The sequence below is a fragment of the Acinetobacter indicus CIP 110367 genome, assembly GCF_000488255.1.
In the GTDB taxonomy this organism is placed as follows: domain Bacteria; phylum Pseudomonadota; class Gammaproteobacteria; order Pseudomonadales; family Moraxellaceae; genus Acinetobacter; species Acinetobacter indicus.
Genome location: NZ_KI530755.1, coordinates 68,944 through 93,959, shown reverse-complemented (window position 1 = coordinate 93,959; position 25,016 = coordinate 68,944). Strand labels below are relative to the sequence as shown.

The window sequence follows — 25,016 nt, the reverse complement described above, 5'->3', positions numbered from 1 at the left end:
TGTGCAGCTTTAACCATCTCAGTAAAAAATTGGCTTTTCACTGAAATTTGGCACTGATATTGCACTTTTAGCAACAAAATTAAATGTAATGATGAGACCCTTACTGTGCAACTGGATCAATTTAATCAGGCCCCTGAAGCTGAGATTCACCAATTCTTGCAGCAATGTGTACATATTCCGACATGGGCAACTGCTATAACCCAACAACGGCCTTTTGAGAGTATCGAGCAACTTTTAGAATTTGCCCGGCAGCAGGCCAGCCACTGGAGCTGGCCTGAGATTCAGGCCGCACTCGCAAATCATCCTCGAATTGGTGAGAAACAGGCGCAGCAGCAACTCACCGCACAGGAGCAGGTATTTTCAGCCCGGGAACAGGCCGCGGTCCAGCTCAATAGCGACACCCAGCAGGCACTTTTACAGGGTAATCTGGCCTATGAAAAAAAATTCGGATTTATTTTCCTGATTAAAGCCTTTGGCTTGAGCAGTGAAGATATTCTGCAAGCCTTACAGTATCGCCTGCTGAATGATGCCGACACTGAACAGCGCATTGTGCAGCAGCAACTTTCAGACATTGCCTTACTGCGTTTAAGCCAGGAGCTTCAGTCATGATCAGCACCCATATTTTAGATACCCATTTGGGTCAACCGGCTGCCGGCGTGAAAATCCGACTGTTTAACCAGCAACAACAGTTACTGGCCGAAGCCGAAACCAATACCGATGGCCGGGTCACGGCCGCCGATTTTGCTTTGGCCGACTGTCCGGAAGGCTCATATAGTCTGGAGTTTTATACTGCGGCCTATTTTGAACGAAAAGGCCTGGACAGCTTCTTTCCTAAAGTGGTGATTTACTTCCAGATTAAGGAGGCGACACAGCATTATCACATCCCGTTATTGATCAGTCCTTTTGCCTATTCGACCTATCGCGGCAGCTAAATTTGGTCGGAAAATTGCCAATAAAAAGTTAAATTTGGCTTTATTTTTGCTTAATAACCTGTATCCTTGACACGCTTTTTGGGGAAGACGAAGACACCGTTATGAAACTTACGCAACTTGCTGCACTTTGTGCATTCTCAACCGCTGCTGCCTTCACTCAGGCGAGTCCTATTGTATGGCAAGACTTTAGCTTGACTGGTCTTTATGGTGAAAACTACGAGTTAGGCACTGAAGACCGTACCACCTTAACTGCTGAATACGCAGCTAAACTGAAATATGCAGATGTATTCTTCTTTGTTGACCAGCAATGGGATGGCAACAATGACGATTCAACTTACTTTGAATTGGCACCACGTTTAAGCCTAGGCGAAGTGACTGGTCAAAATCTGGCATTTGGTCCAGTGAAAGACGTGTTAGTCGCAACAACTTGGGAGCACAACGCAGGGCACGGTGGCAACCCTGAGTTCAACAACTTCTTATATGGCGTTGGCTTTGCTTTAGATATTCCATATACCCAATATGCGAACATCAACTTCTATCGTGCTGATAATGATACGACAGATGATGATTATCAAATGACCATCACCTATGCTGTACCATTTAAACTGGGCAATGAAGACTTCCTGGTTGATGCCTTCCTGGACTGGTCAACAGCTGAAGATACTCATGCCAGCGAATTAAACTGGACTTCTCAGTACAAATGGAATGTGGGTAAACACATTTCTCCAGAAACACGTTTATACGTGGGTATTGAACACTCAGTATGGAACAACAAATATGGCCAGAAAGGTAAAGACCAGAATGATGTCAGCGCGCTGGTGAAATACCACTTCTAAGTCATTTACATGACATAAAAAAGCAGGACTCCGGTCTTGCTTTTTTTATGCCCGCAGCGGCATGATAATGCGCTCATTCCTATCCTGATGTGCTGCTTATGCGCTTTCATCTTCGTCCTGCCACCGAACACGATCTTGCTGCCATTCAGGCGATTTATAACCCGGAAGTGCTACAGCATGTAAACACCTGGAATGAACAGCCCTTTGATCTGGCACATTTCCAGCACTGGTTCCAGCAATTACAAAAACAGAATTTTCCGCTGCTGGTGGCCGAACATCTGGACACCGGACAAATTGCCGGCTATGCCGATTATTCTACCTTCCGCAGCATCAGCGGTTTTAAACATACAGTCGAACATTCGGTGTTTATTGACCGTCAATTCAGCCGGCAGGGTTTGGGCAAACAGTTGATGCAAGCCTTAATTCAACATGCGCAGGCGCATCAGGTTCATGTGATGGTGGCCGCCATTGACCATGACAATAGCGGTTCAATGGCCTTGCATCAGCAATTAGGTTTTCAGCATTGCGGCTATATGCCCCAAGTTGGAAAAAAATTTGGTCAATGGCGTGATCTGGTACTAATGCAACTCATTCTGGATCCAGCACCAGAGCAGACAGCATCAACACCAGCCGATTGACCTGTATTTCTTGAAAAGCATCCTGCACAGAAAGTTTAATCCAGCGGATTACCGACTATATTGCTGATAATGCCTTTCATGATATGTGGCCCCTGCTCTTGGCGCAGTTCGGCATACCAGGCTTCCGTCACCTGCTGGTCTTTCATATGCGTAACATCACAGCGTTTACGCGCGCGCAGCACCAGCTCATTGGCGCGCTCATTACGTTTATTCTGGTAGCGGCTTAAGGCATCCTGCATACCCAGGGTATTAATTTGTAAGGCACGCGCCAGATAAATAGCATCTTCCATGGCCTGACAACCACCCTGCCCAATATCTGGCGTGGTGCTATGTGCGGCATCTCCCACTAGCACCACCCGGCCTTTATAAAAATTGGCGAAAGGCTCAATATCATGAATTTCCACGCGATTGGTGCGCTGTTCATCAATCGAGTCTATCAGCTGCTGCACCTGCGGACACCAGCCCTGAAAATACTGTTTTAACAGTGTTTTATACTGGCTGCGGTCATTCTCCAGTCCGGCCGCTAGCGGCACATCAAAGAAAAAATAAAAACGCTGATCGGCCACCGGCATCAGGGAAGCGCGCTTGCCTTCTCCGACAAAGGTAGTCCACTGGTCGGCCGGGGCCAGCTGTTCGGACACCTCCACCAGACCATTCCAGTTGACATAACCGGCATAACGGCGCGCGACGGTTTCATCCAGTACATAGGCGCGGGTTAAAGAGTGGGTACCATCGGCCCCGACCAGCAGTTCGGTTTGTAGCTGTGTGCCATCAGCAAAGCTGACCGTCACCTGTGAACCATCTTCCTGGAGTGCCACCATTTTCTTGCCTAAATAGATGTGCTCACGACCAAATGCATCCATCAGCATATTTTGCAGTTCCGCGCGCGACACCGGATACGGACGCTGCCCGACTTCTTCAATTAACGGCGTCAGGCTGAACTGGGTCATCACATCACCGCTCAGGCCATCGACATAGGCCAGATGATCCATCTGCCCGCCTAGCTCGGCCACCTGCTCGGTCAGCCCGAGGTAATTCAGGCATTTCACCCCATTGGACCACAGGGAAATGGCCGCGCCCACCGGAAGAATCTGCTCGGACTGTTCATAAATACGCACTTCATGGCCAAACTTTTTTAGTGCAATCCCTGTGGTTAATCCGCCAATACCTGCACCAATAATTGTAATTTTCATTTTTCCTCCCAAGGCTTGCCTGTCAAAACTGAACAGCTGAAGCGAAAAACGTGCCATTTCATGCTTAGCCTGGGTCGCATGGCCAGAAGTTGGCACAGGCTGTGCTTCTACCCGTAGCAATAGGCCTGCTGTACAAGCCAAATCTGGCGCCACTGCCTGATTTCGATGCACGGCCGTGCCTGCTGTGAATGAACAATAAATGGAAGAGAATTATGGCCACTTTAATTGCACCAACATTTGACCTACCGTCCCAGCTTCAAACACTAACCAACCTGGCAGATACCCGTATTGGTGCAAAAGTTATTGAATGTTCAGATGATTTTTTTGCCGATGCGCAGCGTATGCTGCAATTTGCAGCACCAGTATTTGTGGAAGATAAATTTGATGATCATGGCAAATGGATGGACGGCTGGGAAACCCGCCGCAAGCGCCATGCCGGTTATGACTGGGCCATTGTCCAGTTAGGTGTGGCTGGCAAAATTCAGGCGCTGGATATTGATACCACCTTTTTTAGCGGTAACTATCCCGCTTCAGCCAGTGTCGAAGCCGGCTATGCGCCGCAAGGTAATCTGGAGCAGGCCGAATGGCAGCCGCTTTTAGCCAACAGTATTTTGGGACCCAGCCAGCATCATCTGTTTGAAGTCAGCTCTGATGCGGTCTATACCCATGTGCGTCTGAATATTTTCCCCGATGGCGGTGTGGCACGTTTTCGCGTATATGGCGAGGTGAAAATTCAGACCACAGATCATCAGGGTACACTGGATTTACTGGCGCTTGAAAACGGCGGCCGGGTAATTGCCTATAGCGATGCCCACTTTGGCCATCCACGCAATCTGATTAATCCGGGTCGTGGCATCAATATGGGCGATGGCTGGGAAACCAAACGCCGACGCACGCCCGGCTTTGACTGGTGTATTCTGGCTTTGGGACAGGCCGGCCAGATTGAAAAAATTGATATCGACACCGCCCATTTCAAGGGCAACTACCCGGCAGAAGTGTCGATTCAGGCCGTCTATATTGAAGATGCCACCGATCCGCAACTGATTCCACAAAGCATGTTCTGGCCATTTTTACTGGAGGCGCAGCCCATGCAGATGGACCATGTGCATTCCTTTATCGAGCAGATTTTAAAGCACGATAAAATCTCGCATATCCGGGTCAATATGATTCCCGACGGCGGTATCAGCCGGATTCGCCTCTGGGGCACACTGGTGGACTAACGCACCAGCGTCGCTGTTGGCCCACTCCACAGGCTGACAGCGACCTCCATCTCTACCAGTTGATGATGACCATAAAAATACCCGCCCTGGAACTCTCAAACAACATGAAAAATACCATTCAGATTCAAGCATTGACCCTGGACAATTTTGCCCCTTTTGGTGAAGTGATTAGCTGTCAGGGACATGACTATTTTCATATTAACCATGCCCAAACCGAGCGTTATCATGCGCTGGCCATGACGGAAATTCTTGGTGAAGCACAAGCAGGCATTAGTATTTTCCGCAATATCCAGAGTACCCAAATACCGTTTCAGGTAGCAATGCTGGAGCGCCATCCTCAAGGCTCGCAGGCTTTTATTCCGATGCAGGGGCAAGCGTTTTTGGTGGTGGTGGCACCGGGTTTAAATACAGATGAGCCGGACATCAGCCAGCTTCAAGCATTTATTAGCGATGGTTCACAAGGCGTGAATTACCGCGCCGGGACCTGGCATCATCCCCTGCTGACGCTGGAGGCACCCAGCGATTTTGCCGTGATTGACCGGATTGGCTCTGGTCCCAACTGCGATGTATATGAATTCAACTCACCCATCCAGATTGTTTCTGCCCAGATTTAATTCTCCATTTGGTATAAAAAATAAGCCGGCTTGCCCTTTACAAGCCCAGTATGTGCATGTTTTAGTCAGTACTCTGCCAGTCCGTTGAAATACGCATGTCTAAAGCCGACCTGATGGTTCTGATCTTTTGTATCATTGCTGCCCTGTTACACGGGATCAGCGGCTTCGGCTTTCCTATGGTCAGTACCGCGGCCATCTCCACCTTGTACCCGCTGTCGACCACGGTAGCCTTTGTACTATTACCCTGCCTGATCCTGAATCTGTTTTTACTCAATAGCGACCCCGAACGCAGCTTTCTTCAGGCGCTGCGCTATTATTCCGGTCAATATTGGGGCCTGATTATCAGCAGTCTGATCGGAAGTGTATTCGGTGTGCAGTTACTGCTACATCTAAATGATGGCTATCTCAAACTGCTGATGGGGCTGTTTATTTTATGGTATGTGCTGGATCAGTTTCGCAGCCAGCCCCTGCGCATTCAGGCCAGTCTGAAAAACATGCTGCTGTTTGGTCTGCTGGCCGGTGTGATCGGCGGAGCCACCAATGCCATGGCACCCTTTCTGATGATGTACCTGCTGAGTACCGAACACAGCAAAACCGAAATTGTGCTGATCAGCAACTTGAATTTTGCGGTCAGTAAACTGATTCAGCTGCTGCTGCTTTACCCGGTGATGCTGCAATTTAAATCTGAACAATGGTCCTTACTGGGCTTATTAACCGTGGTGTCGCTGCTCGGGGTTTGGGCTGGCGGCCAGTTACGTGCCCATATTTCCCAGCAGAAATTTCGCTGGCTGATTCTCAGCTTACTGGCCGTGCTCGGCGGCTCAGCCCTGTGGCAAGCTGTGCAACTCCTCAGTCAAAACCCGCATTTTTTTGTGGTTTAATCTTCACTTAGCTGCAAAATAATCAATTTATACTTTGCCCCCCTGCTTGAAAAATATTAAATAATAGGCCGATTACTCTAATTCCTATAAATCTATAAAAGGATCGTATATGAATACAGATACGTTAAAACCACCGGTCGAGGCCGCGCCGAAAGGCATTGTCAAAGGCTGGATTATTATTGTCATTGCCGCCCTGCTTTCTTGGGGCTTTTACCATATTTTGCCCTATGATGATTATGCCAATAAAGGCCTGAGCCTGCTGCTGTTTATCGGGATTTTATGGCTGACTGAAGCGGTGCATATCACCATTACCGCGCTGCTGGTGCCGGTGCTGGCCGTAGCGCTTGGCATGCCGATTGAAAATGCCAGCAAAGAACTGGTACCGATGACCACCACGCAGGCGCTGCGGACTTTTGCTGACCCGGTCATTTTCCTGTTCTTTGGTGGTTTTGCCTTGGCCACTGCCCTACATATCCAGAAACTGGACCGTAAAATTGCGATGTGGATTATTTCCATGTCTGGCGGGCATTTGGGGATTTCAGTGCTGGCCATTTTTGCCGTCACAGCTGCACTGTCGATGTGGATTTCCAATACCGCCACCGCAGCGATGATGCTCCCGCTGGCTTTGGGTCTGCTGTCGCACCTGGATGCAACCAAAGAGCGCTCTACCTTCGTCTTTATTCTGCTCGGGATTGCCTATTCGGCCAGTATTGGCGGTTTGGGAACGCTGGTCGGTTCACCACCGAATGCAATTGCTGCCAAAGCACTGGACTATGACTTCGCTGACTGGATGAAAATCGGTTTGCCGATGATGCTGATTTTACTGCCGGCCATGCTAGTCAGTTTATATCTGGTGTTGCGTCCGAAACTGAACCAGAAAATTCATTTTGAAACTGAAGTGATTCCATGGAACCGAACCCGTATCGCGACCATGATTCTGTTTATCTGTACCGCAATTGCCTGGATTTTTGGCAAAAAACTCAGCGAGAACTTTGGTATTTCATCTCCGGATACCTGGACTGCACTGGTCGCCGCCTGTCTGGTGGTGATTTTAGGTACAGCCACTTGGAAACAGGTTTCTGAAAATACCGACTGGGGTGTATTACTGCTGTTCGGTGGTGGTTTAACCTTAAGTGCCATGCTGAAAGATTCAGGTGCATCGCTGGTACTGGGTCAAACCGTTGCGGATGTATTTGGTACGGCATCACCGCTGGTAATTATTTTTGTGGTGACCATTTTCATTATTTTCCTGACTGAATTTACCAGTAACACCGCTTCTGCTGCACTGTTGGTACCGGTCTTTGCCGCCATTGCCGACCAGATGGGTATGCCAAAAGAAATTCTGGTGATTATTATTGGTATTGGTGCATCGTGTGCCTTTATGTTGCCTGTAGCAACACCGCCAAATGCAATTGTGTTTGGGTCCGGTCATATCAGACAGCGTGAAATGATGAGTGTCGGGATAGTATTAAACATCCTGTGTACCTTCATTATTGCGCTGTTCGTATACTGGTTCTTTAGCTAAACGCTCAGCATCCATCTAAAAGAGCACTGATTTCAGTGCTCTTTTTTTTGTTTAATTTTTACCTATACTTAGACTATGATCTAAGCCATCAATAAGAATGACACGGGGATTTTTATGGCCAAGTTTTTAAACACCAGTGCAACCAACTTTTTTCTAGAAGAACTGATTAAGAATGCCAAAGAGCGTTTAATTCTGATTAGCCCCTATTTACGCCTCAATGACCGGATTAAAGAATTACTCGAAGATAAAGATCGGCTCAAAATTGACATCCGTATTGTGTATGGCAAAAGCGACCTGCATCCAGAGGAAATTAAGTGGCTGCAAAAACTGGATTATGTCCGCTTAAGCTTCTGCAAGAACCTGCATGCAAAATGCTATCTAAATGAATCGGAATGTATTATTTCCAGCCTGAATTTATATGAATTCAGCCAGATTAATAACAATGAAATGGGGATTCTGGTTCGCAAATACGAAGATGATGAAGTGTTTAAAGATGCCTATGAAGAAGCGCAGCGCATTATTCGGATTAGTGATGAAGTCCGGATTAGCCTCGATGAAGTGAAAGCGGATGCTGTGGTGGCAGAAGCAGAACGTGGCGAAGAAAGCTCGACACTAACCAAACTCACCACCTCCAAACTGGCTGCAAAACATAAGTTGAAAACCGCAGATGTACTGGAGAAATTAACCGCAAAAGGCTTCCTGACCTTAAACGAAAATGGCAAACACTTTTTAACTGAACAGGGTAAAAGTAGCGGGGGTGAGTTCAGATCCAGCCAGTATGGCGGGTATTTTTTATGGAATGAAAATACGGAAATTGAATGAAAATTTCCCTCTCCTTTTCGGAGAGAGTCAGGGAGAGGTGAAATTAAAGCCTCCACACCTCCCTGCTTACTCTGCAAGATCAAGCCGTGCTGATCTCTTGCTCAGGGAGGCTTTGACTTGTTAAATCCCTCCAACCTTCCTTTGAGAGAGGGAAATTAAATCGCCACTAACTCCCGAATCCCTTTCTCCGGCATTTCCCTGCCGGCACCTTGTGCAATCACCTGGCCACGCGCCATCACGGTATAGCCATCGGCCAGCTCTTCGGCAAAATCATAGAACTGTTCGACCAGCACAATTGCCATTTCTCCACCATCAGCCAGTTTACGAATCACCCGGCCAATATCTTTAATAATCGAGGGCTGAATACCCTCGGTTGGCTCATCCAGAATTAATACCTTCGGTTCAGAAGCCAGCGCGCGGGCAATTGCCAGTTGCTGCTGCTGACCACCGGATAAATCTCCGCCGCGGCGCTGCTTCATTTCATCCAGAACCGGAAAAATCTCATACAGATGTTCCGGTACTTTCCGGGTTTTCGCGCCTTTAAATTTCGCCATCCCGATCAGGATATTTTCCTCAACTGTTAAGGTCGAAAAAATATCGCGGCCTTGTGGCACATAGGCTAAACCTTCACGCACGCGCTGCTCCGGACTAAGCTTGGAAATATCTTTGCCATCCAGCAGAATCTGCCCGGATTTAATCGGCAAAATGCCCATCAAGCATTTCAGCAAGGTGGTTTTGCCCACGCCATTACGCCCCAGCACCACTGAACATGCACCGACCGGAGCCTGAAACGATACATCGCGCAGGATATGACTGCCCCCATAAAACTGATTGACGTCTTTGACTTCTAGCATCGCGGTCTCCTTAACGTCCCAAATATTTTTCAATCACATCTTCATTGGCCTGAACTTCAGCCAATGTCCCCTCTGCCAGAATGGCACCCTGTGCCAGCACCGTGACTTTTTCACTGATGGTGTCAATAAAGCTCATATCATGCTCAACCACAATCAAGGTATGATTTTTCTTCAGTTCCAGACACAGCTCCGCGGTGCGTTCAGTTTCGGCATCGGTCATACCGGCCACCGGTTCATCCAGCAAAATCAGCTTGGGGCGCTGCATCAACAGCATGCCAATTTCCAGCCACTGCTTTTGGCCATGCGACAGCAATCCGGCCGGTTTATGCACCAATTCCTGTAAGCGGATTTGTGCTAGCGATTCTTCCAGTGCCTGTTGGGCATCGGGATCGAGCTTGCTAAACAGGCTTTTTTTCACCCGTTTATCTTTCGGGGCGGCAAGCAGCAGGTTTTCTATGACAGTAAAATTTTCAAATACTGTGGGTTTCTGGAACTTGCGTCCAATTCCGGCCTCGGCAATCTGTTCAGTGCTCATCTTGGCTAGATCATAGGTCTGGCCAAAAAAGGCACTGCCTTCCGTTGGACGAGTTTTACCGGTAATCACATCCATTAACGTAGTTTTACCGGCACCATTGGGTCCAATGATGCAACGTAATTCCCCTTCTTCGATATACAAAGACAAGTCGTTTAAGGCACGAAAGGCATCAAACCAGACACTGACTTTTTCCAAATACAGTGCAATACCGTGGCTAAAATCTGCGCCCTGTTCCTTGGGGCGGCCATAACCTTCAGCAGCATGGCCACCATGAGCTTGCAACAGTTCACTCATTCGCTCCGCTCCTTTTTAAAACGGTCAAACAGACCAATAATCCCTTTCGGCAGGAAGATGGTCACCACAATAAACAGCGCCCCTAAAATCAGTAACCACGCCTCTGGGGAAGCAGCGGTGAAATAGGTTTTGGCCGCGTTAATCACACCCGCGCCGAGCAAAGGCCCAATTAAGGTGCCACGACCACCCGCTGCGACCCAGACCGCCATTTCAATTGAGTTGACCGGGTTCATTTCACTCGGGTTGATGATGCCGGCCTGTGGCACATACAGCGCCCCGGCAATACCCGCGATCACCGCAGACAGTACCCAGGCCGACAGCTTGTACCACAGCGTGCGATAGCCCAGATATTGCAGACGGTTTTCACTGTCACGAATTGCACCCAGCACACGGCCATAAGGCTGATTCATCAGATGACGCAACCCGATAAAGCACAGCAGAAGCACCAGCGCGGTGATAAAACACAGGCTGGCCCGCATCGGTGCCGAGGTAATATCCATGCCCAAAATAGTTTTAAAGCCGGTAAAACCATTGTTGCCGCCGAAACCGGTTTCATTACGGAAAAACAGTAGTGCGGCAGCAAAGGTCATGGCCTGGGTGATAATCGAGAAATACACGCCCTTGATTTTGGAGCGAAAAGCAAAGAAGCCAAACACAAAGGCAATGATGCCCGGCACTAAAACAACAAGTGCAAGCGACCAGAGGAAATGTTCCGTACCAACCCAGAACCACGGCAACTCGGTCCAGCTTAAGAAACGCATAAAGTCTGGCAGCCCATCACCCGCGGATTGGCGCATCAGGTACATGCCAAACGCATAACCGCCCAGAGCAAAGTACAGGCCATGACCCAAACTTAAAATACCGGCATAGCCCCAGACCAGATCCAAGGCCAAAGCCACCAGTGCCAGACACATGATTTTGCCAATCAGGGTGACCCAATAAGCCGACAGATGCAGTGCCGAATCACTCGGCAACAGATGCAGCCACGGCAACAGCAGTAAAATCGCAAAACAGGCGGCAATGGCTGCCCCGCTATAGGGTTTATCGGAAAGTAAATGTGTGATCTTCATGCGCTTACTCCACAAAACGGCCTTTGATGGCAAACAGACCTTGTGGGCGTTTTTGAATAAACAAAATCACAAGAACCAGAAGAATAATTTTGGCCAGTACAGCGCCCATGCCAATTTCCAGCGCAGTCCCGCTAATACCCAGACCCAGTGCTGCCAGTACCGCACCCCAGACCTGACCAACCCCGCCAACTACCACCACCAGGAAGGCATCAATAATGTAGTTCTGCCCCAAATCCGGGCCGACATTTCCGACCTGCGCCAAGGCACAACCGGCTAGTCCAGCCAGACCAGAACCCAGACCAAAAGCCATCATGTCGATGCGGCTGGAACGAATTCCGACGGCACGTGCCATCTGACGGTTTTGGGTTACAGCCCGCACAAACAGACCAAAACGGGTTTTATTGAGTAAATAGACCAGTAACAACAGCACGGCGATGGTAAAGACAATAATTGCGATACGGTTATACGGTAGCATCAGGCTTGGGCTAATGGAAATGCCGCCAGACAGCCAGGCAATATTGGACACCTCCACGTTTTGTGCGCCAAAGATCATCCGCACCAATTGCATTAAAATCAGACTCACCCCAAAGGTGGCCAGCAGGGTTTCCAGCTGACGGCCATAGAGCGGACGAATTACCGTGCGTTCAATCAGCATGCCAATTAAAGCGCTGACCAGAAAGGCTGCCGGAATCGCCACGATCAGGTACCAGTCCAGATAACTGCCAAAATGGCTTTTAAACAGGCTTTGCACCACATAGGTGGTATAAGCGCCAATCATGATCAGCTCGCCATGCGCCATATTGATGACTCCGAGCAGACCATAGGTGATGGCCAGTCCTAACGCCGCCAGCAGCAAAATACTGGCGGTACTGAGCCCGGAAAATAGATGCCCGGCCCATTCACTCGCCTGTAAGCGGGTCTGAATGGCGCTTTTGGCCTCCAGCAACACGGCTTTCAGTTCCGGATTCAGATTCGGCTGTTGCAGCTCCTGCTCCACCATGGCCAGTACATCGGGACGGTTGGAATCGGCCAGTACCTGGGCGGCCTGAATTTTCACCAGCACATCTGGCTGCTGATAATCCAGCCGTGCTTTGAGCTGGGCCAGACGCGCCTTCACCTTATTATTCCGTTCCTGTAAATACAGGCGATTGATCTGCGCCAGCTGTAATTCAGACAGATTGCTTTCATAAATATCGACAGCTTCAAGGCGCTCAGCCGCATCTTCTGACTGCATTTTTGAATGCGCCAGCGCAAAGGTCAGCGCTTTCTGCAAGGTATTCACCAGCGTGACCTGCGCCAGATCACTTGGCCAGTCGCCGACCGGCTCCAGTGCCGGATAATGCAGTAAACGCTCATCCGATTCCAGAATATAGGTTTGACCATTGGCGCCGCTATAGAGCTGCTGCTGTTCAACATATTGTGCAAGCTGATCCAGCTGTTCGAGGCTGCCGGGCCACTGGTTCAGTAAGGCACGGCGGCTGGCGAAATCACCTTGCACAAATTGCTGGATGGCATCGGCCTGTGTCACAGCAACGGCTGTCTGTGTTTGCGGCTGTTCGGCCTGAGCCAGCTGTATCGATAAAACTTGGGCAAAAATCAGAAAAATAGCGGCGATATTCACGCGAATATTCATTTTATATCCCCCTATTGTGTGTCCTCTTTTTTATAAGAAGGCAGAGAAATCGAAAAAAAACCTGCTGCCGAAGCAGCAGGCGTGATGTCAAACTTACTTCGGAAGATAAGGACTCCAAGGTTCTGCCTGCAGGGTTTTCGGGGTTTTATAGACAATATCAAACTGGCCATCGGCACGGATTTGCCCGATCATGACCGGCTTATGCAAGTGATGGTTTGACGCATCCATTTTTAAGGTATAACCAGACGGTGCTTTAAATTCCTGACCAGCCATCGCTTCACGGACTTGATCCACCTCGGTAGTGCCGGCTTTTTCTACCGCCTGCTTCCACATATTGATGCCGACATAGGTCGCTTCCATCGGGTCATTGGTCACCAGCTTGTTGGCATTTGGCAGTTTATAATCGACTGCGTACTGCTTCATTTTGTTGGTGAACTCGGTATTGACCGGATTTTTTACCGACATAAAGTAGTTCCACGATGCCAAGTGGCCGACCAGTGGCTTGGTATCAATACCGCGTAATTCTTCTTCACCCACCGAGAACGCCATCACCGGAATATCAGAAGCTTTGATGCCCTGATTGCCCAGTTCACGGTAGAACGGCACATTGGAATCGCCATTGATGGTGGAAATGACCGCAGTCTTTTTCCCAGCCGAGAATTTTTTAATATTGCTGACAATGGTCTGATAGTTGCTGTGCCCAAACGGGGTGTACTCTTCCATAATGTCGGCATCGGCAATGCCTTTTGATTTCAGGAAAGCACGCAGAATCTGGTTAGTGGTCCGTGGATAGACATAATCCGTTCCTAGCAGCACAAAACGTTCGGCCTGACCGCCCTCTTCACTCATCAGATATTCCACTGCTGGAATCGCTTGCTGGTTAGGTGCTGCGCCGGTATAGAAAATATTTTTCGACTGTTCCTGACCCTCATATTGCACCGGATAGAACAGCAGACCATTCAGCTCTTCCACCACCGGCAGTACCGATTTACGTGATACTGAAGTCCACGCACCAAAAATGACCGCAACCTTATCCTGAGTAATCAGCTGGCGCGCCTGTTCCGCAAACAGTGGCCAATCAGAGGCCGGATCAACCACCACCGGTTCCAGCTTTTTGCCCAGCACCCCGCCATTGGCATTAATTTCATTGATTGCCATTAGCGCGGTATCTTTCAGCGAGGTTTCTGAAATGGCCATGGTGCCGGACAAGGAATGCAGGATGCCGACTTTAATGGTCTCACCGGTGCTGGCCGCTGGCTGGGCTGTGCTGGCACTGTCGCTACTTTCGGTCGATTTTGAGCAGCCGCTGAGCGCCACAACCCCGGCCATGCTGGCCACTAACATACTTTTTGAAAACAGATTGCGCTGGAACTTCATGAATTTCTCCACACTTATGCAGCACCTGAACATGGTGCCTGTTGTTCTATGACTGCAGCGGATAATTCAATTTCTATGCCAAACGCAAAACTGACAGGCAGATCTAGACGGGACAAGTAAGATTTAAATCATAAAAATTAGTTACTTATATTAATATAAAAAATGAAGCATAGCCCTTCAGCTACGCTGCACTGATCAGCACCACATACACCCAAGCAGAGTGCGCTCTAGAGTTTTTAGAGATATTGAAGGCTAAGGAGGCGCAAAAGTGAACAAAAAAAGTGCAACCCTATCCAGCCGGATTGCCTCATTTTGGAGAAAAAATCAGCGATATAAAAAAACCTGCACCAAGACGGGCAGGTTTTCTAAAATGATGAAAGTTTTAAGGTTTTAAACCACCAGATCAGCCAGATTGCCTTTTTGCTCTAGCCACTGCTTCCGGTCTGCGGAGCGTTTTTTGGCCAGCAGTTTATCCAGCAAACCGGCAGTGACATGAATATCATCCAGATCCAGTTGCACCAGACGGCGTGTATCCGGGTCCATGGTGGTTTCACGCAGCTGGCTGGCGTTCATTTCACCCAAGCCTTTAAAGCGGGTGATTTGCGGATTTTTGCTTTTGCATTTATTTAAAATGCCGTTGAGCTCATCTTCATCCAGTGCGTAATGTACATCTTTATTGTCATCAATCCGGAATAATGGCGGCATGGCCACAAATAAATGCCCTTCTTCTACCAAAGCCGGGAAATGTTTGACAAAAAGCGCACAGAGCAAGGTGGCAATATGCAGACCATCGGAGTCGGCATCGGCCAGAATACAGATTTTGCCATAACGCAGTTCAGACAAGTCATCTGAACCCGGATCAACCCCAATCGCAATGGCAATATCATGCACTTCCTGAGAGCCCAGCACCTCATCAGAAGACACTTCCCAGGTATTTAAAATTTTACCGCGAATCGGCATGATGGCCTGGAAATTCTTGTCACGTGCCTGCTTGGCCGAACCGCCCGCAGAATCCCCTTCGACAATAAACAGTTCCGATTCTTCACGGGTCAGACCGACACAGTCGGCCAGCTTGCCTGGCAGCGCCGGACCCGACACAATCTTTTTACGCTCGACTTTTTTGGCTGCTTTTAAACGGCGACCGGCTTTGGAGATGGCCATTTCTGCCAGTTGCAGCGCTATATCTGAATTCTGATGCAGCCATAAGGCAAAGGCATCTTTGGCAATATTCTGCACAATTCCGGACGCTTCACGGCTCGACAGACGCTCTTTGGTCTGACCGGAGAATTGTGGCTCCTGGAATTTTAGCGACAGGATATAGTTCACTCCATCCCAGACATCTTCGGCCGAGAGTTTCAAGTTACGCGGCAACAGGTTACGCAGCTCACAGAACTCGCGCATGGCATCGGTGATACCGGAACGCAAACCATTGACATGGGTACCGCCCTGCGCGGTCGGAATCAGGTTGACGTAAGATTCCTGAATGCTTTCACCGCCTTCAACATTCCAGCAAATCGCAAATTCTGCGCTGGCGCGTTCTGCATTGCCTGAAGAGACAAAGGCCGGCGCCGGAATAATCTCGCGGTCTTCCAGTTCATCCATTAAATAATCGACCAGGCCATTTTCAAACTGCCAGGTGATTTTTTCATCATTAATCTGGTCGATATAATTGATTTGCAGGCCAGCCGCCAAAACCGCTTTGGCTTTTAAATTATGTTTTAAGGCTTTTAAGGCAAATTTTGGCGAATCGAAATATTTGGCTTCCGGCCAGAAACGCACCAGCGTGCCTGACGCACGTTTTGGTGCTTTGCCTTCCAGCACTTCTAGTGGTCCAGTGGCTTCGCCCTGCTCAAAAGCCATTTTGTAGAGATTGCCCTGACGCTGTACATCCACTTCTACCCGGGTCGACAAGGCATTCACCACAGAAATCCCGACCCCGTGCAAACCACCGGAAAACTGGTAGTTATCGGTACTGAACTTGCCGCCGGCATGCAGCTTGGTCAAAATAATTTCAATTCCGCTCTGGCCATATTCCGGGTGAATATCCACCGGCATCCCACGGCCATTGTCTTCTACTGCCAGCGAGCCATCTTTATACACGGTCACGCTAACTTTGGTGGCATGTCCGGCCAGTGCCTCATCGACAGCATTATCAATCACTTCCTGCGCCAAATGGTTCGGACGCGAGGTGTCGGTATACATACCCGGACGGCGACGGACCGGATCGAGACCAGATAAAACTTCAAGAGATTGAGCCGTATATTGAGACACGTTGTACTGTTTCCTTATTTTAGGGAATCCGATAAAAACTGCAGCAGCATAGGTATTTTTAGCGCAAAGTTGTCCATCCCATGATTGCCGCGGGTTTCGGTCATGATCAGAGAGCTATGCTGGGCCTGGCTATAATAACGCTGTGCGTCACGATAATCCAAAACTTCATCGCCTTGCTGCAATAACACTAAAATTTTGTCTGCCTTTTCAACAAAAGGCACTGCCATCTGTTCCAGTTGCTGTAAATGTAGCCGCTCCAGCGTCCAGTGTTCATGCACTTTCAGCGGAATCTGCGCATCGCCAAACAGTTCCTGAAACAACTGCCATGGTCGCATAGCCGGATTAATCAGCACAGCCGGAACCGCATAGCGTGCGACCAGTTGTGTCGCATAGAAGCCACCCAGACTGCTGCCGACCAGCGCTACCTGATCCAGCTGCTCAATCAGTGCAGATAAGTGCTGCATTACCTCGCGTGGCGGCGCATTCAGATCGGGCAGATGCACCTGAATGTCACTCCGCTGTGCCAGCGCTTGCCGCAACAGCTGGCCTTTGGCAGAAAAGGGATTGCTCCTGAAACCATGCAAATAAATTAAATTCATTGTGCTAATCGGATGTTATCCATGTTCATTGTTGTATTTACTTTTTTGAGACTTTGATCACATTCATGTTTTAATTTGTATGTCACAAATAATTGTTAGACAAAAAAATTAAAACTGGGGCGTCATCCTCGCTATTGTAAAAGTTGTTCGGGATGAATGATATAAAATTAAGCTTAGAAATTTATACCGTGAAGCCAACGAAAAAGAAAGTAGCCGCGACACTATTGTTAGGGGGCAGTAGCACATGCCAAGTTTAACGCCATTGCATGAAACTTATTGTAAATGGGACACCACACCGCCCAGCCAGGCCGATTTACTGGAAGGTCTGGCGCAGCTGTTAAGTATGCCGGTGCATCAGGTGGTCAAAGAGCTGGTGCAGACCATTCAGCGTGAGGTCTTGCTGAGCCTGTTTGGCATGAGTGAACAGCACTCCCGAAAATTCCAGAATATGTCGCCCATTCGCAAGCTGTACAGCCTGTCTTTTGATACGCTGCAAAACTATAGCAACTACCTGCTGGCGCCCAGCCTGCGTCAGGTGATTGACCGTTTTCCACGTTTACATGACAAGCCGCTGACACCGTATATGCATGTGCTGGTTGGTATTTTAAATGGTGTACTGGGTGATTATTTGCTGAATCAGCAAAATCCGCTGGCATTGCCAATGACCATTTATGACCACTACGGCAGTGTGCAAAAAGGCGAGCTAACCGAACAGGTGATTCTGTTTGTGCATGGCCTGTGTATGAACCATCTGGACTGGTCACATCAGCAATATGGTGGTATTGGCGAAAAACTGCTGGCACAGCGCCAGCGCAACACCATGCTGTATTTAAATTACAATACCGGACGGCGTATTTCCGCCAATGGTCATAGTCTGGCCAATACCCTGGAAGATCTGATTCAGCGCAATCCGAATATCACCAGCATCAGCCTGATTGGACATAGCATGGGCGGGCTGGTGTCACGCAGTGCCCTGTTTTATGGCAAGCAGGATTTACATGAGTGGATTCATATGGTCGATAACCTGGTCTGTCTGGGTTCGCCGCATCATGGTGCAGCGCTGGAGCGTTTCGGCTTTCACTTGCAGGACAAACTGGGGCGTTTCCCGTTTATGAAAATTGTCGGGCATGTGGTGAATATCCGCAGTAACGGCATTCTGGATTTACGTTATGGCAGCGTGCGCGATGATGACTGGGAACACAATGAAGCGCGAATTGGTGAAATTGATGATAACCGCAAACCGGCGCCGTTTCCCTCGCATATCAATGCCTTTTTGGTGGCCGGCACCATTGAATATGAAAACAAGCGCAACCGCACCCGCAAAGTGATTGGCGATTATCTGGTCAGTGTCAAAAGTGCGCTGGGTGAACATCCGAACCCGCGTTTTCAGCTCAAACTGCCAGAATCGCATAAGGCGGTATTTTATGGTCTAAATCATATGGAAATTCAGTACCATTCCAGCGTGGCCGAGCAGATTGTGAAATGGTTTTATCCTGAAAATGATGACCGGGTCAATGAACAGGTACGTGAATATATTGTCAATTTAGAAAGTATTGAAGGCATTGCCCTGACTTAAAAATTGATGCGCTACAATTAAAACAGGAGGGTCATCGCCCTCCTGTTTGTTATTGATCTGGAGACAATATTATTTCTTTTTTACCGGCTTGGTTTTGGCCGCAGTATAGGGATAGGTACGGATTAACTGCCAGATACTAATAATCGTTAGCACAATAAAGAACACTAACGACCAGACCGGCAAGGATTGGCCCAGAAAAGTCCAGTCAATCACTGCACATTCACCAGACCCAGACAGCACCTGTTGCAGTACGGCTTTCATTGGCAAGGCATCAACCAGATAATCCAGTCCCGGGCCACAGCTTGGCACCTGATCTGGCGGCAGGTTTTGCAGCCAGACATGCCGCGCGGCAACACCGGCCGACCATAAAATGCTTAAGCTGCCCAAAAAGGCATACAGCCGTTTAAACGCCCCCGAAAGCGGGTTGTGGAGCAGCGCGATCAGGGAAATGATCCCCAGACCAATCAGGCCGACACGCTGGAAAACACATAATGGACACGGCGCCAGACCTTGCACATGCTCAAGATACAGGGCGAAGGCCATCCCCACCACACTGGCACAAAACAAAACACCACTCACGAAGCGATAACTCCATTGCATGGTCAATCCTCTTTCTATTTTTATCGGTACTGAGTCAGGAACTGCTCAAAACTCAAGGTCTGTTCCTGCTCAAGTTGCTGTTGTTGTTGCAATGATTGCTGGGCCATTTCTTCAAAATAGGCCCGCGTTTCCGGGCTTAATACATGCGCCTGATAGACGTCAGCATGTTGCTGCGCCATATGGCTGCCAAAGTTCCAGGTGCCGCCCTGATGTAAGGTATCTTCAATCACCTGCGCGGATAGCGTCGCATCGACTTCATCAATCCGGCCGAGCATGGTCGCCAGACCCTGACTGTACAGCGTGGTGGCATAGGCCTGATCCAGCAGTTCAGCCAAAGGCTGCATGGCCTGAGCATGACTACGGCTCCAGTCTTCAATCGGATAGGACTGGCCATCTGCTAAAATGGTGGCATTTGGCGCACGGCCACGATTCACGACTTCGGCCTGATTGCGCTCAATAATGTCCTGTTCATCATCCAATAACGCCGGACTGTCTTTCAGCAGACAGTACAGTGCCAGCACTTCCAGGAAGCCGGCGGTGTGTTCATCAATCCCGATCGGGCTATACGGATTGACATCGACTGCGCGTAACTCCACATAGCCAACACCCCGATTGGCCAGCGCCTGCGATGGGGTTTCACCCGCCTGAGGCACCTGTTTCGGACGCACCAGACTGTAGTATTCGTTTTCAATTTGCAGCACGTGATCATTGATCTGAATCGGCTCACCCTGTGCATCATTCAGACCCAAACGGCTAAATGGCTGATACGGGGTTTTGACGGCTTTTTGCAGACCCTCTAAATAACCACTCAGGTTGTTATAGTGAATTCCGAGCTGTTTTTGCGCCGAGTTCTGATAGCCAAAACGGCCCATACGCAAAGCGGTGGCATACGGCAGGAACAGCGTGCCGCGTACCAGTGGCAGCAAATGATGTTCACGGCCGGTCATAAAACACTGACACACCGATGGACTGGCACCGACCACCAGCATCACCAGTGGGGTCAGGCGAATAAAATTACGGATTAGACCGAAATAGCGATGGCTGCGATAATCCTGCAGGCTCAGATTTTTGAGTGCCTCATCGCTTTCTTGTTGTTGCAGCGCTTCAAATAAGGCATCCGGGAAAGACAGATTATAATGTACCCCGGAAATGGTCTGCATCCGGCGTCCATAGCGTACCCCCAAACCATGACGGTATAAGGTCTTGAAACGGCCAATATTGGAGCTGCCATATTGCGCCAGCGGAATGCGTTCTTCGGCATCATCCAGCATACACGGCATTGACAGTGGCCAGAGTTTTTCTTCATGTTCCAGCTGACGGTGCACCACGGCATGAATATCGCTTAAATAATTCAGTGCGCCCGGAATACTGTCCTGCGGCGGAGTAATAAACTCCATTAATGCTTCGGAATAATCGGTGGTGATATGCGGATGAGTCAGTGCCGAACCCAAGCCCTGCGGATGGGCTGCCTGAGAGAGAAATCCATTGCTTTGCATACGCAGGCTTTCACGCTCAATACCACGCAACATGCCGCGCAGTAGCGAAGAATCCACCCAAGTCGTTAAAGTATCTTGAGAGGTCGATTCGGGTTGACTCATTACAATCTCGCTTATCGCAAAAAACTACTAAAGAAAATCATCGGTTTATATCAGTATAACGCGATTTAGTGCCGGCACATTACATCCTGTATAGTTTTCAAACAAACCCACAACTTTATTTTTGGCAATTTTTTATCACAAAGTTGCTCTATAAGACATGTGAAATTTGTGATTTTATAATCAAAAGAACAGAGGTAAATAATAAAGCGTATGAATTATCAGGATTTTTTAGATTTTTGGTTTTCTCCTGCTGCGGAACCGAACTGGTTTGTCAAAAGCGCAGAGTTTGATGCCGTGCTTGCAGAAAAATTTACCGATGTACTGCAACAAGCGGCACAAGGAGAACTATGGACATGGCGCGAAACACCCGCAGGTCGTTTGGCTGAAATCATTGTTTTAGATCAATTATCACGTAATTTATACCGTAATGACCCGCGTGCCTTTGCCCAAGATGGAATGGCCTTGGTGTTGGCACAAGAAATGATTCACTTAAAATTGGATCAGGACTTAAACCCAACCGAACGTCGTTTTCTATATATGCCGTTTATGCACAGTGAATCCAAACGTATTCACGAAGTCGCATTAACGTTGTTTGAAAGTTTGAATGACCCCACCGTGTTGGGCTATGAACTGAAACATAAAGTGATTATTGAGCGCTTTGGCCGTTATCCGCATCGGAATCAAATATTGGGACGCCAATCAAGCGCAGAAGAATTGGAGTTCCTGACCCAACCGAACAGCAGTTTTTAATTAAAACGCGGTTCATTCTCCCCTTGCAGTATCTTCACAGGAGAATAGCATGAAACATCTAATTCTTGGTTTAGGCCTCGGGCTCAGTCTGCTGCTGGGCGGCTGTGCCACCACACCATCCAAGCCGCTGACCTTTGACCAGCTGGGTCAATATTCGGTGACGCCGCTGAACAGCCAGACCTATCGCATCAGTTTTCAGGCCCGCCCCAACATGAGCTTTGGCACCGCCGAAGAAATTACCCTGGTCAAAGCTGCGCAAACCACGCTGCAACAGGGCCATACCTTCTTTAAAGTGCTGGATGATCCGAGTAACCGCAGCCAGCAGCCACCGCGTCAGGCTGTGGTCTATCCGGCACCGAGCTTTTATCCGTATGGCTATTACCGTCGCCATCCGGCTTTCTGGCCTGACCCATTTTATGACTACCCGCAGGTCATTAATGTTGACCCGATTCAGGTTTCCTATACGATTCAATGTTATAAAGATCAAAAAAGTGCCCCAAGTGATGCCTTTGATGCTCGCCTGATCTTGCAGTCACTGGGTGGAAAATACGGGCTCAGTCCAGGCGGTCAGGTGTTACAGCCACCGGTAGCCACTTCAAACTAGGGAAACATGCATGCAGACAGCGCCAGCACCGACTTCTCCAAACCTGCAACGCAGCAAGCGTTTTGCTACCATGGCCCTGATCACGGCCGTGCTGGCCTGGATCTGTTTAATGGTGCTGGCCAAACTGCTGCCTGACTATATCTGGCTGATTCATATTCTGATGCTGTCGGCTGAAGCTGGCGTGGTCGGCGGGCTGGCTGACTGGTATGCGATTACTGTGCTGTTTCGCAATCCCTTTGGCCGGCTGCCCATTCCCAAGTTTCTGCGGGACCATACCGAAATTATTCCGCGCAACAAAGACCGTATTGCCGAGTCGATGGGACGTTTTGTTCAGGAAAATTTCCTGTCGCCGCAAATTGTACAGCGCAGCCTGCACAATACCGATGTATCGCTGGCGGTGGGCAAGTGGCTGGCCAATCCGCAGAATAACCAGCAGGTCAGCCAGCTGATTCAACAGACCGTACCGAAGATTTTTGAATTTGTCGGGCAGGAACAGATTGGCCGCTTTATCCAGAACAACAGCGTGCAATGGGTCAAAAATACTGACATTAATTATCTGGCCAGTGAAATGCTGCGCGCAGTGCTGGAAAATGATTTCCATCAGGATGTGCTGCAACGCGGGCTGGATCTGGCGCATGACTGGATGCTGCAACATCCGGAAGAAACCCGCGAGCTGACCCGCACCCTGTTTAAAGAACTGGGCGTGTGGCGTCTGGCCAGAGGTGCCAGCTGGATTGGTATTGATGTACAGCAGCGCACCATCGACTCTTTACTGGAACGGGTCGATTCGATGCTGGCCGATCCCGATCATCCGTGGCGACAAAAAGTGGAAGATATGGCGCATCAGCTGATGCAACAGCTGGCCGATCAGGACAGTGCCGCCAGCCAACGCCTGAACCAGACCAAAAATGCCTTGCTGGACAGTCCGCAAGTGCTGAATTTTATTAGTGGTGCAGTGGTGATTTTGTGTGATGCAATCCGGGCAGATCTGGAAAAACCCGATTCCGGTATTGCGGAAAACCTGCGCGTGGCCATTCAGCAGGTCGGTGAGAACATTATCAGTAACGGCGCCGTACGCCAGTTGCTGAATGACAAAATGAGCGGCATCGCCGTCAATCTCTCTGACCAGTACAGTGAAAAAGTGATCCGTTTTATTAGCGAGCGGATTCATGAATGGGATTCACGCGAGATGATTGGCAAAATTGAAAACGAAGTCGGCGGCGACCTGCATATGATCCGGGTCAATGGCGTGGTGGTGGGGGCCTTTATTGGTCTGGCACTGGGGATTATCCGGGCGCTGGTCGAATTGATTTAATTCAGTTTTTTTCGCTCACCGCTTCAATTGCTGGCGGATGGCGGCTTATCATGCGATGTGCATACACAATAACGGTAGTCAATGGTCATGCTTGAACTTCAATCTAAACTTCCTGCGCTTGGTGTGACCATTTTTAGTGTCATGACCACCCTGGCTCAGCGCCTGAATGCCCTGAATGTGTCACAGGGTTTCCCCGATTTTCCGGCCCCACCGGCCCTGCTGGAGGCCCTGTGTCAGGCGACATTAGAGGGCCAGAACCAGTATCCACCCGGTGATGGACTGTTATTGCTCAGAGAACAGCTGGCTGTGCAAAAGCAGCAACAGACTGGCCGTTCGTTTGATCCTCACACCGAAATTAGCATTACCGCCGGCGCGACCATTGCCATTTTCTGTGCCATTCAGGCGGTGGTGCAGGCCGGGGATGAAGTGATTATTTTTGATCCCAGCTATGACAGTTATGCCCCCACCGTGCAACTGGCTGGTGGGAAAGCTATCCATCTGGCCTTGCAGCCGCCCCATTTTCAGGTCGACTGGAATCAGGTCAAAGATGCCATTCATGATCGTACCCGTATGATCATCGTCAATACTCCGCATAACCCGAGCGGTACGCTGTGGTCAGCCGAGGACTGGCATACCCTGATTGAGCTGATTCAGGATCGCAATATTGTCGTACTGTCCGATGAGGTCTATGAACATCTGGTCTATGACGGCCAGCAGCATTATTCAGCGCTTGATTTTCCAGCTCTGCACGAGCGCAGTTTTGTGATTGGTTCTTTTGGTAAAACTTTTCATGTCACCGGCTGGAAAACCGGTTATTGCATGGCTTCACCGGCTTTGATGCAGTTGTTCCGGCAGGTTTATCAGTTTGCCAATTTCTGTGGTGTGACCCCGGTGCAAGTCGCGCTGGCACAATTTATGCAGCAGCATCCGGAGCATATTACTGAACTGGCCGCGTTCTATCAGGCCAAACGCGACCGCTTTCAGGCCGGTATCCAGCACTCCCGTTTTCAGTGGATTCCCGCGCAAGGCACCTATTTCCAGAATCTGGACTATCGCGCCATCCGCCCGGATTTAAACGATCTGCAGATGTGCCAGTATCTGGCCGAGCAGCACAAGATTGTCACAATTCCGATTTCTGCTTTTTATCAGACCCCGCCGGATGATTTACGCCTGATTCGGGTCTGTTTTGCCAAAAAAGATGAAACGCTGGATCGGGCCGCAGAAATTTTCTCGGCCTGTTAACACGAGTACGTAAGATCAGCTAAGTTACGCAATTGCT

24 protein-coding genes are annotated in these 25,016 nt (G+C 49.2%); 14 read left to right on the top strand and 10 right to left on the bottom strand.

From position 1 onward, the window contains the following. Positions 1–105 precede the first annotated feature (105 nt). From uraD to P253_RS08995, 4 genes are all read left to right on the top strand, one after another. Complete coding sequence (gene uraD / locus P253_RS09010; RefSeq protein ID WP_016658727.1) at positions 106–609, top strand: 2-oxo-4-hydroxy-4-carboxy-5-ureidoimidazoline decarboxylase; 504 nt, start codon at positions 106–108, stop codon at positions 607–609. Then, positions 606–932, top strand: a complete 327-nt coding sequence (gene uraH / locus P253_RS09005) for a hydroxyisourate hydrolase (protein ID WP_005180851.1) — start codon at positions 606–608, stop codon at positions 930–932. Before uraD ends, uraH begins: the two co-directional genes overlap by 4 nt. A gap of 101 nt (positions 933–1,033) precedes the next feature. Next, on the top strand, positions 1,034–1,768 hold the full coding sequence (locus tag P253_RS09000) for an outer membrane protein OmpK (protein WP_016658726.1): 735 nt from the start codon (positions 1,034–1,036) through the stop codon (positions 1,766–1,768). 98 nt (positions 1,769–1,866) lie between these two features. Next, positions 1,867–2,406: a GNAT family N-acetyltransferase gene (locus P253_RS08995; protein ID WP_016658725.1), complete on the top strand. Its 540-nt coding sequence runs from the start codon at positions 1,867–1,869 to the stop codon at positions 2,404–2,406. A 35-nt stretch (positions 2,407–2,441) separates the two neighbouring features. Here P253_RS08995 and hpxO read toward each other — a convergent pair whose 3' ends face one another. Continuing rightward, positions 2,442–3,599, bottom strand: a complete 1,158-nt coding sequence (hpxO, locus tag P253_RS08990) for an FAD-dependent urate hydroxylase HpxO (protein WP_035363436.1) — start codon at positions 3,597–3,599, stop codon at positions 2,442–2,444. A gap of 212 nt (positions 3,600–3,811) precedes the next feature. Between hpxO and alc the strand changes: the two genes are divergently transcribed. The 5 genes from alc to P253_RS08965 all read left to right on the top strand — a co-directional run bounded on the left by alc (position 3,812) and on the right by P253_RS08965 (position 8,661). After that, the gene (gene alc / locus P253_RS08985; protein WP_016658723.1) at positions 3,812–4,819 is read left to right on the top strand and encodes an allantoicase; all 1,008 of its coding nucleotides are present in this window, start codon (positions 3,812–3,814) and stop codon (positions 4,817–4,819) included. Between the two features lie 104 nt (positions 4,820–4,923). Then, entirely contained in the window at positions 4,924–5,433 is a 510-nt protein-coding gene (locus tag P253_RS08980; RefSeq protein WP_016658722.1) for an ureidoglycolate lyase, read from the top strand. Between the two features lie 95 nt (positions 5,434–5,528). Beyond that, a complete protein-coding gene (locus tag P253_RS08975; RefSeq protein ID WP_016658721.1) occupies positions 5,529–6,314 on the top strand; it encodes a sulfite exporter TauE/SafE family protein in 786 nt (261 codons plus the stop codon). A 109-nt stretch (positions 6,315–6,423) separates the two neighbouring features. Further along, a complete protein-coding gene (locus P253_RS08970) occupies positions 6,424–7,839 on the top strand; it encodes an SLC13 family permease (RefSeq protein WP_016658720.1) in 1,416 nt (471 codons plus the stop codon). A 114-nt stretch (positions 7,840–7,953) separates the two neighbouring features. Continuing rightward, the gene (locus tag P253_RS08965; protein ID WP_016658719.1) at positions 7,954–8,661 is read left to right on the top strand and encodes a phospholipase D family protein; all 708 of its coding nucleotides are present in this window, start codon (positions 7,954–7,956) and stop codon (positions 8,659–8,661) included. 155 nt (positions 8,662–8,816) lie between these two features. Here P253_RS08965 and urtE read toward each other — a convergent pair whose 3' ends face one another. The 7 genes from urtE to P253_RS08930 form a co-directional block, all read right to left on the bottom strand. Continuing rightward, positions 8,817–9,515 carry an urea ABC transporter ATP-binding subunit UrtE gene (gene urtE, locus P253_RS08960; protein ID WP_016658718.1) on the bottom strand — a complete coding sequence of 233 codons (699 nt, stop codon included), beginning with the start codon at positions 9,513–9,515 and terminating at the stop codon, positions 8,817–8,819. Positions 9,516–9,525: 10 nt separating this feature from the next. Continuing rightward, positions 9,526–10,344, bottom strand: coding sequence for an urea ABC transporter ATP-binding protein UrtD (gene urtD / locus P253_RS08955; RefSeq protein WP_016658717.1), 819 nt, complete (start codon positions 10,342–10,344; stop codon positions 9,526–9,528). Beyond that, a complete protein-coding gene (urtC, locus tag P253_RS08950) occupies positions 10,341–11,414 on the bottom strand; it encodes an urea ABC transporter permease subunit UrtC (protein ID WP_016658716.1) in 1,074 nt (357 codons plus the stop codon). Before urtC ends, urtD begins: the two co-directional genes overlap by 4 nt. Before the next feature lie 4 nt (positions 11,415–11,418). Further along, on the bottom strand, positions 11,419–13,047 hold the full coding sequence (urtB, locus tag P253_RS08945; protein WP_016658715.1) for an urea ABC transporter permease subunit UrtB: 1,629 nt from the start codon (positions 13,045–13,047) through the stop codon (positions 11,419–11,421). A gap of 93 nt (positions 13,048–13,140) precedes the next feature. Further along, entirely contained in the window at positions 13,141–14,424 is a 1,284-nt protein-coding gene (gene urtA / locus P253_RS08940) for an urea ABC transporter substrate-binding protein (protein ID WP_016658714.1), read from the bottom strand. Positions 14,425–14,814: 390 nt separating this feature from the next. Further along, positions 14,815–16,695, bottom strand: coding sequence for a DNA topoisomerase IV subunit B (gene parE / locus P253_RS08935; protein WP_005180875.1), 1,881 nt, complete (start codon positions 16,693–16,695; stop codon positions 14,815–14,817). Between the two features lie 14 nt (positions 16,696–16,709). Continuing rightward, positions 16,710–17,294, bottom strand: coding sequence for a YqiA/YcfP family alpha/beta fold hydrolase (locus P253_RS08930; RefSeq protein WP_005180877.1), 585 nt, complete (start codon positions 17,292–17,294; stop codon positions 16,710–16,712). Between the two features lie 244 nt (positions 17,295–17,538). Here P253_RS08930 and P253_RS08925 point away from each other — a divergent pair, with 244 nt between their 5' ends. Next, the gene (locus P253_RS08925; RefSeq protein ID WP_016658713.1) at positions 17,539–18,870 is read left to right on the top strand and encodes a PGAP1-like alpha/beta domain-containing protein; all 1,332 of its coding nucleotides are present in this window, start codon (positions 17,539–17,541) and stop codon (positions 18,868–18,870) included. Positions 18,871–18,939: 69 nt separating this feature from the next. Here the strand turns inward: P253_RS08925 and P253_RS08920 are convergent, their stop codons facing one another. Beyond that, complete coding sequence (locus tag P253_RS08920) at positions 18,940–19,470, bottom strand: disulfide bond formation protein B (protein ID WP_016658712.1); 531 nt, start codon at positions 19,468–19,470, stop codon at positions 18,940–18,942. A 20-nt stretch (positions 19,471–19,490) separates the two neighbouring features. After that, positions 19,491–21,068, bottom strand: a complete 1,578-nt coding sequence (gene gshA / locus P253_RS08915) for a glutamate--cysteine ligase (protein ID WP_016658711.1) — start codon at positions 21,066–21,068, stop codon at positions 19,491–19,493. Positions 21,069–21,278: 210 nt separating this feature from the next. On the opposite strand from gshA, the gene P253_RS08910 reads away from it, so the two are divergent. From P253_RS08910 to P253_RS08895, 4 genes are all read left to right on the top strand, one after another. Further along, positions 21,279–21,818 (top strand): DUF924 family protein, encoded by a 540-nt coding sequence (locus P253_RS08910; protein WP_005180881.1) that lies wholly within the window; start codon positions 21,279–21,281, stop codon positions 21,816–21,818. 49 nt (positions 21,819–21,867) lie between these two features. Next, positions 21,868–22,422: a CC0125/CC1285 family lipoprotein gene (locus P253_RS08905; RefSeq protein WP_005180882.1), complete on the top strand. Its 555-nt coding sequence runs from the start codon at positions 21,868–21,870 to the stop codon at positions 22,420–22,422. Between the two features lie 10 nt (positions 22,423–22,432). Then, complete coding sequence (locus tag P253_RS08900) at positions 22,433–23,737, top strand: DUF445 domain-containing protein (protein ID WP_016658710.1); 1,305 nt, start codon at positions 22,433–22,435, stop codon at positions 23,735–23,737. An 87-nt stretch (positions 23,738–23,824) separates the two neighbouring features. Beyond that, positions 23,825–24,979: a methionine aminotransferase gene (locus P253_RS08895; RefSeq protein WP_016658709.1), complete on the top strand. Its 1,155-nt coding sequence runs from the start codon at positions 23,825–23,827 to the stop codon at positions 24,977–24,979. Positions 24,980–25,016: the final 37 nt, after the last annotated feature.

Bases quoted from the DNA above. Each gene is read 5' to 3' on its own strand.
- alc (WP_016658723.1), top strand. From the start codon at position 3,812: ATGGCCACTTTAATTGCACCAACATTTGACCTACCGTCCCAGCTTCAA.
- P253_RS08970 (WP_016658720.1), top strand. From the start codon at position 6,424: ATGAATACAGATACGTTAAAACCACCGGTCGAGGCCGCGCCGAAAGGC.
- P253_RS08910 (WP_005180881.1), top strand. From the start codon at position 21,279: ATGAATTATCAGGATTTTTTAGATTTTTGGTTTTCTCCTGCTGCGGAA.
- P253_RS08995 (WP_016658725.1), top strand. From the start codon at position 1,867: ATGCGCTTTCATCTTCGTCCTGCCACCGAACACGATCTTGCTGCCATT.
- P253_RS08925 (WP_016658713.1), top strand. From the start codon at position 17,539: ATGCCAAGTTTAACGCCATTGCATGAAACTTATTGTAAATGGGACACC.
- urtA (WP_016658714.1), bottom strand. From the start codon at position 14,424: ATGAAGTTCCAGCGCAATCTGTTTTCAAAAAGTATGTTAGTGGCCAGC.
- uraH (WP_005180851.1), top strand. From the start codon at position 606: ATGATCAGCACCCATATTTTAGATACCCATTTGGGTCAACCGGCTGCC.
- hpxO (WP_035363436.1), bottom strand. From the start codon at position 3,599: ATGAAAATTACAATTATTGGTGCAGGTATTGGCGGATTAACCACAGGG.
- P253_RS08975 (WP_016658721.1), top strand. From the start codon at position 5,529: ATGTCTAAAGCCGACCTGATGGTTCTGATCTTTTGTATCATTGCTGCC.
- P253_RS08895 (WP_016658709.1), top strand. From the start codon at position 23,825: ATGCTTGAACTTCAATCTAAACTTCCTGCGCTTGGTGTGACCATTTTT.
- gshA (WP_016658711.1), bottom strand. From the start codon at position 21,068: ATGAGTCAACCCGAATCGACCTCTCAAGATACTTTAACGACTTGGGTG.
- P253_RS08905 (WP_005180882.1), top strand. From the start codon at position 21,868: ATGAAACATCTAATTCTTGGTTTAGGCCTCGGGCTCAGTCTGCTGCTG.
- P253_RS08965 (WP_016658719.1), top strand. From the start codon at position 7,954: ATGGCCAAGTTTTTAAACACCAGTGCAACCAACTTTTTTCTAGAAGAA.
- P253_RS08930 (WP_005180877.1), bottom strand. From the start codon at position 17,294: ATGAATTTAATTTATTTGCATGGTTTCAGGAGCAATCCCTTTTCTGCC.
- P253_RS09000 (WP_016658726.1), top strand. From the start codon at position 1,034: ATGAAACTTACGCAACTTGCTGCACTTTGTGCATTCTCAACCGCTGCT.
- P253_RS08920 (WP_016658712.1), bottom strand. From the start codon at position 19,470: ATGCAATGGAGTTATCGCTTCGTGAGTGGTGTTTTGTTTTGTGCCAGT.
- urtC (WP_016658716.1), bottom strand. From the start codon at position 11,414: ATGAAGATCACACATTTACTTTCCGATAAACCCTATAGCGGGGCAGCC.
- urtD (WP_016658717.1), bottom strand. From the start codon at position 10,344: ATGAGTGAACTGTTGCAAGCTCATGGTGGCCATGCTGCTGAAGGTTAT.
- urtE (WP_016658718.1), bottom strand. From the start codon at position 9,515: ATGCTAGAAGTCAAAGACGTCAATCAGTTTTATGGGGGCAGTCATATC.
- P253_RS08900 (WP_016658710.1), top strand. From the start codon at position 22,433: ATGCAGACAGCGCCAGCACCGACTTCTCCAAACCTGCAACGCAGCAAG.
- P253_RS08980 (WP_016658722.1), top strand. From the start codon at position 4,924: ATGAAAAATACCATTCAGATTCAAGCATTGACCCTGGACAATTTTGCC.
- urtB (WP_016658715.1), bottom strand. From the start codon at position 13,047: ATGAATATTCGCGTGAATATCGCCGCTATTTTTCTGATTTTTGCCCAA.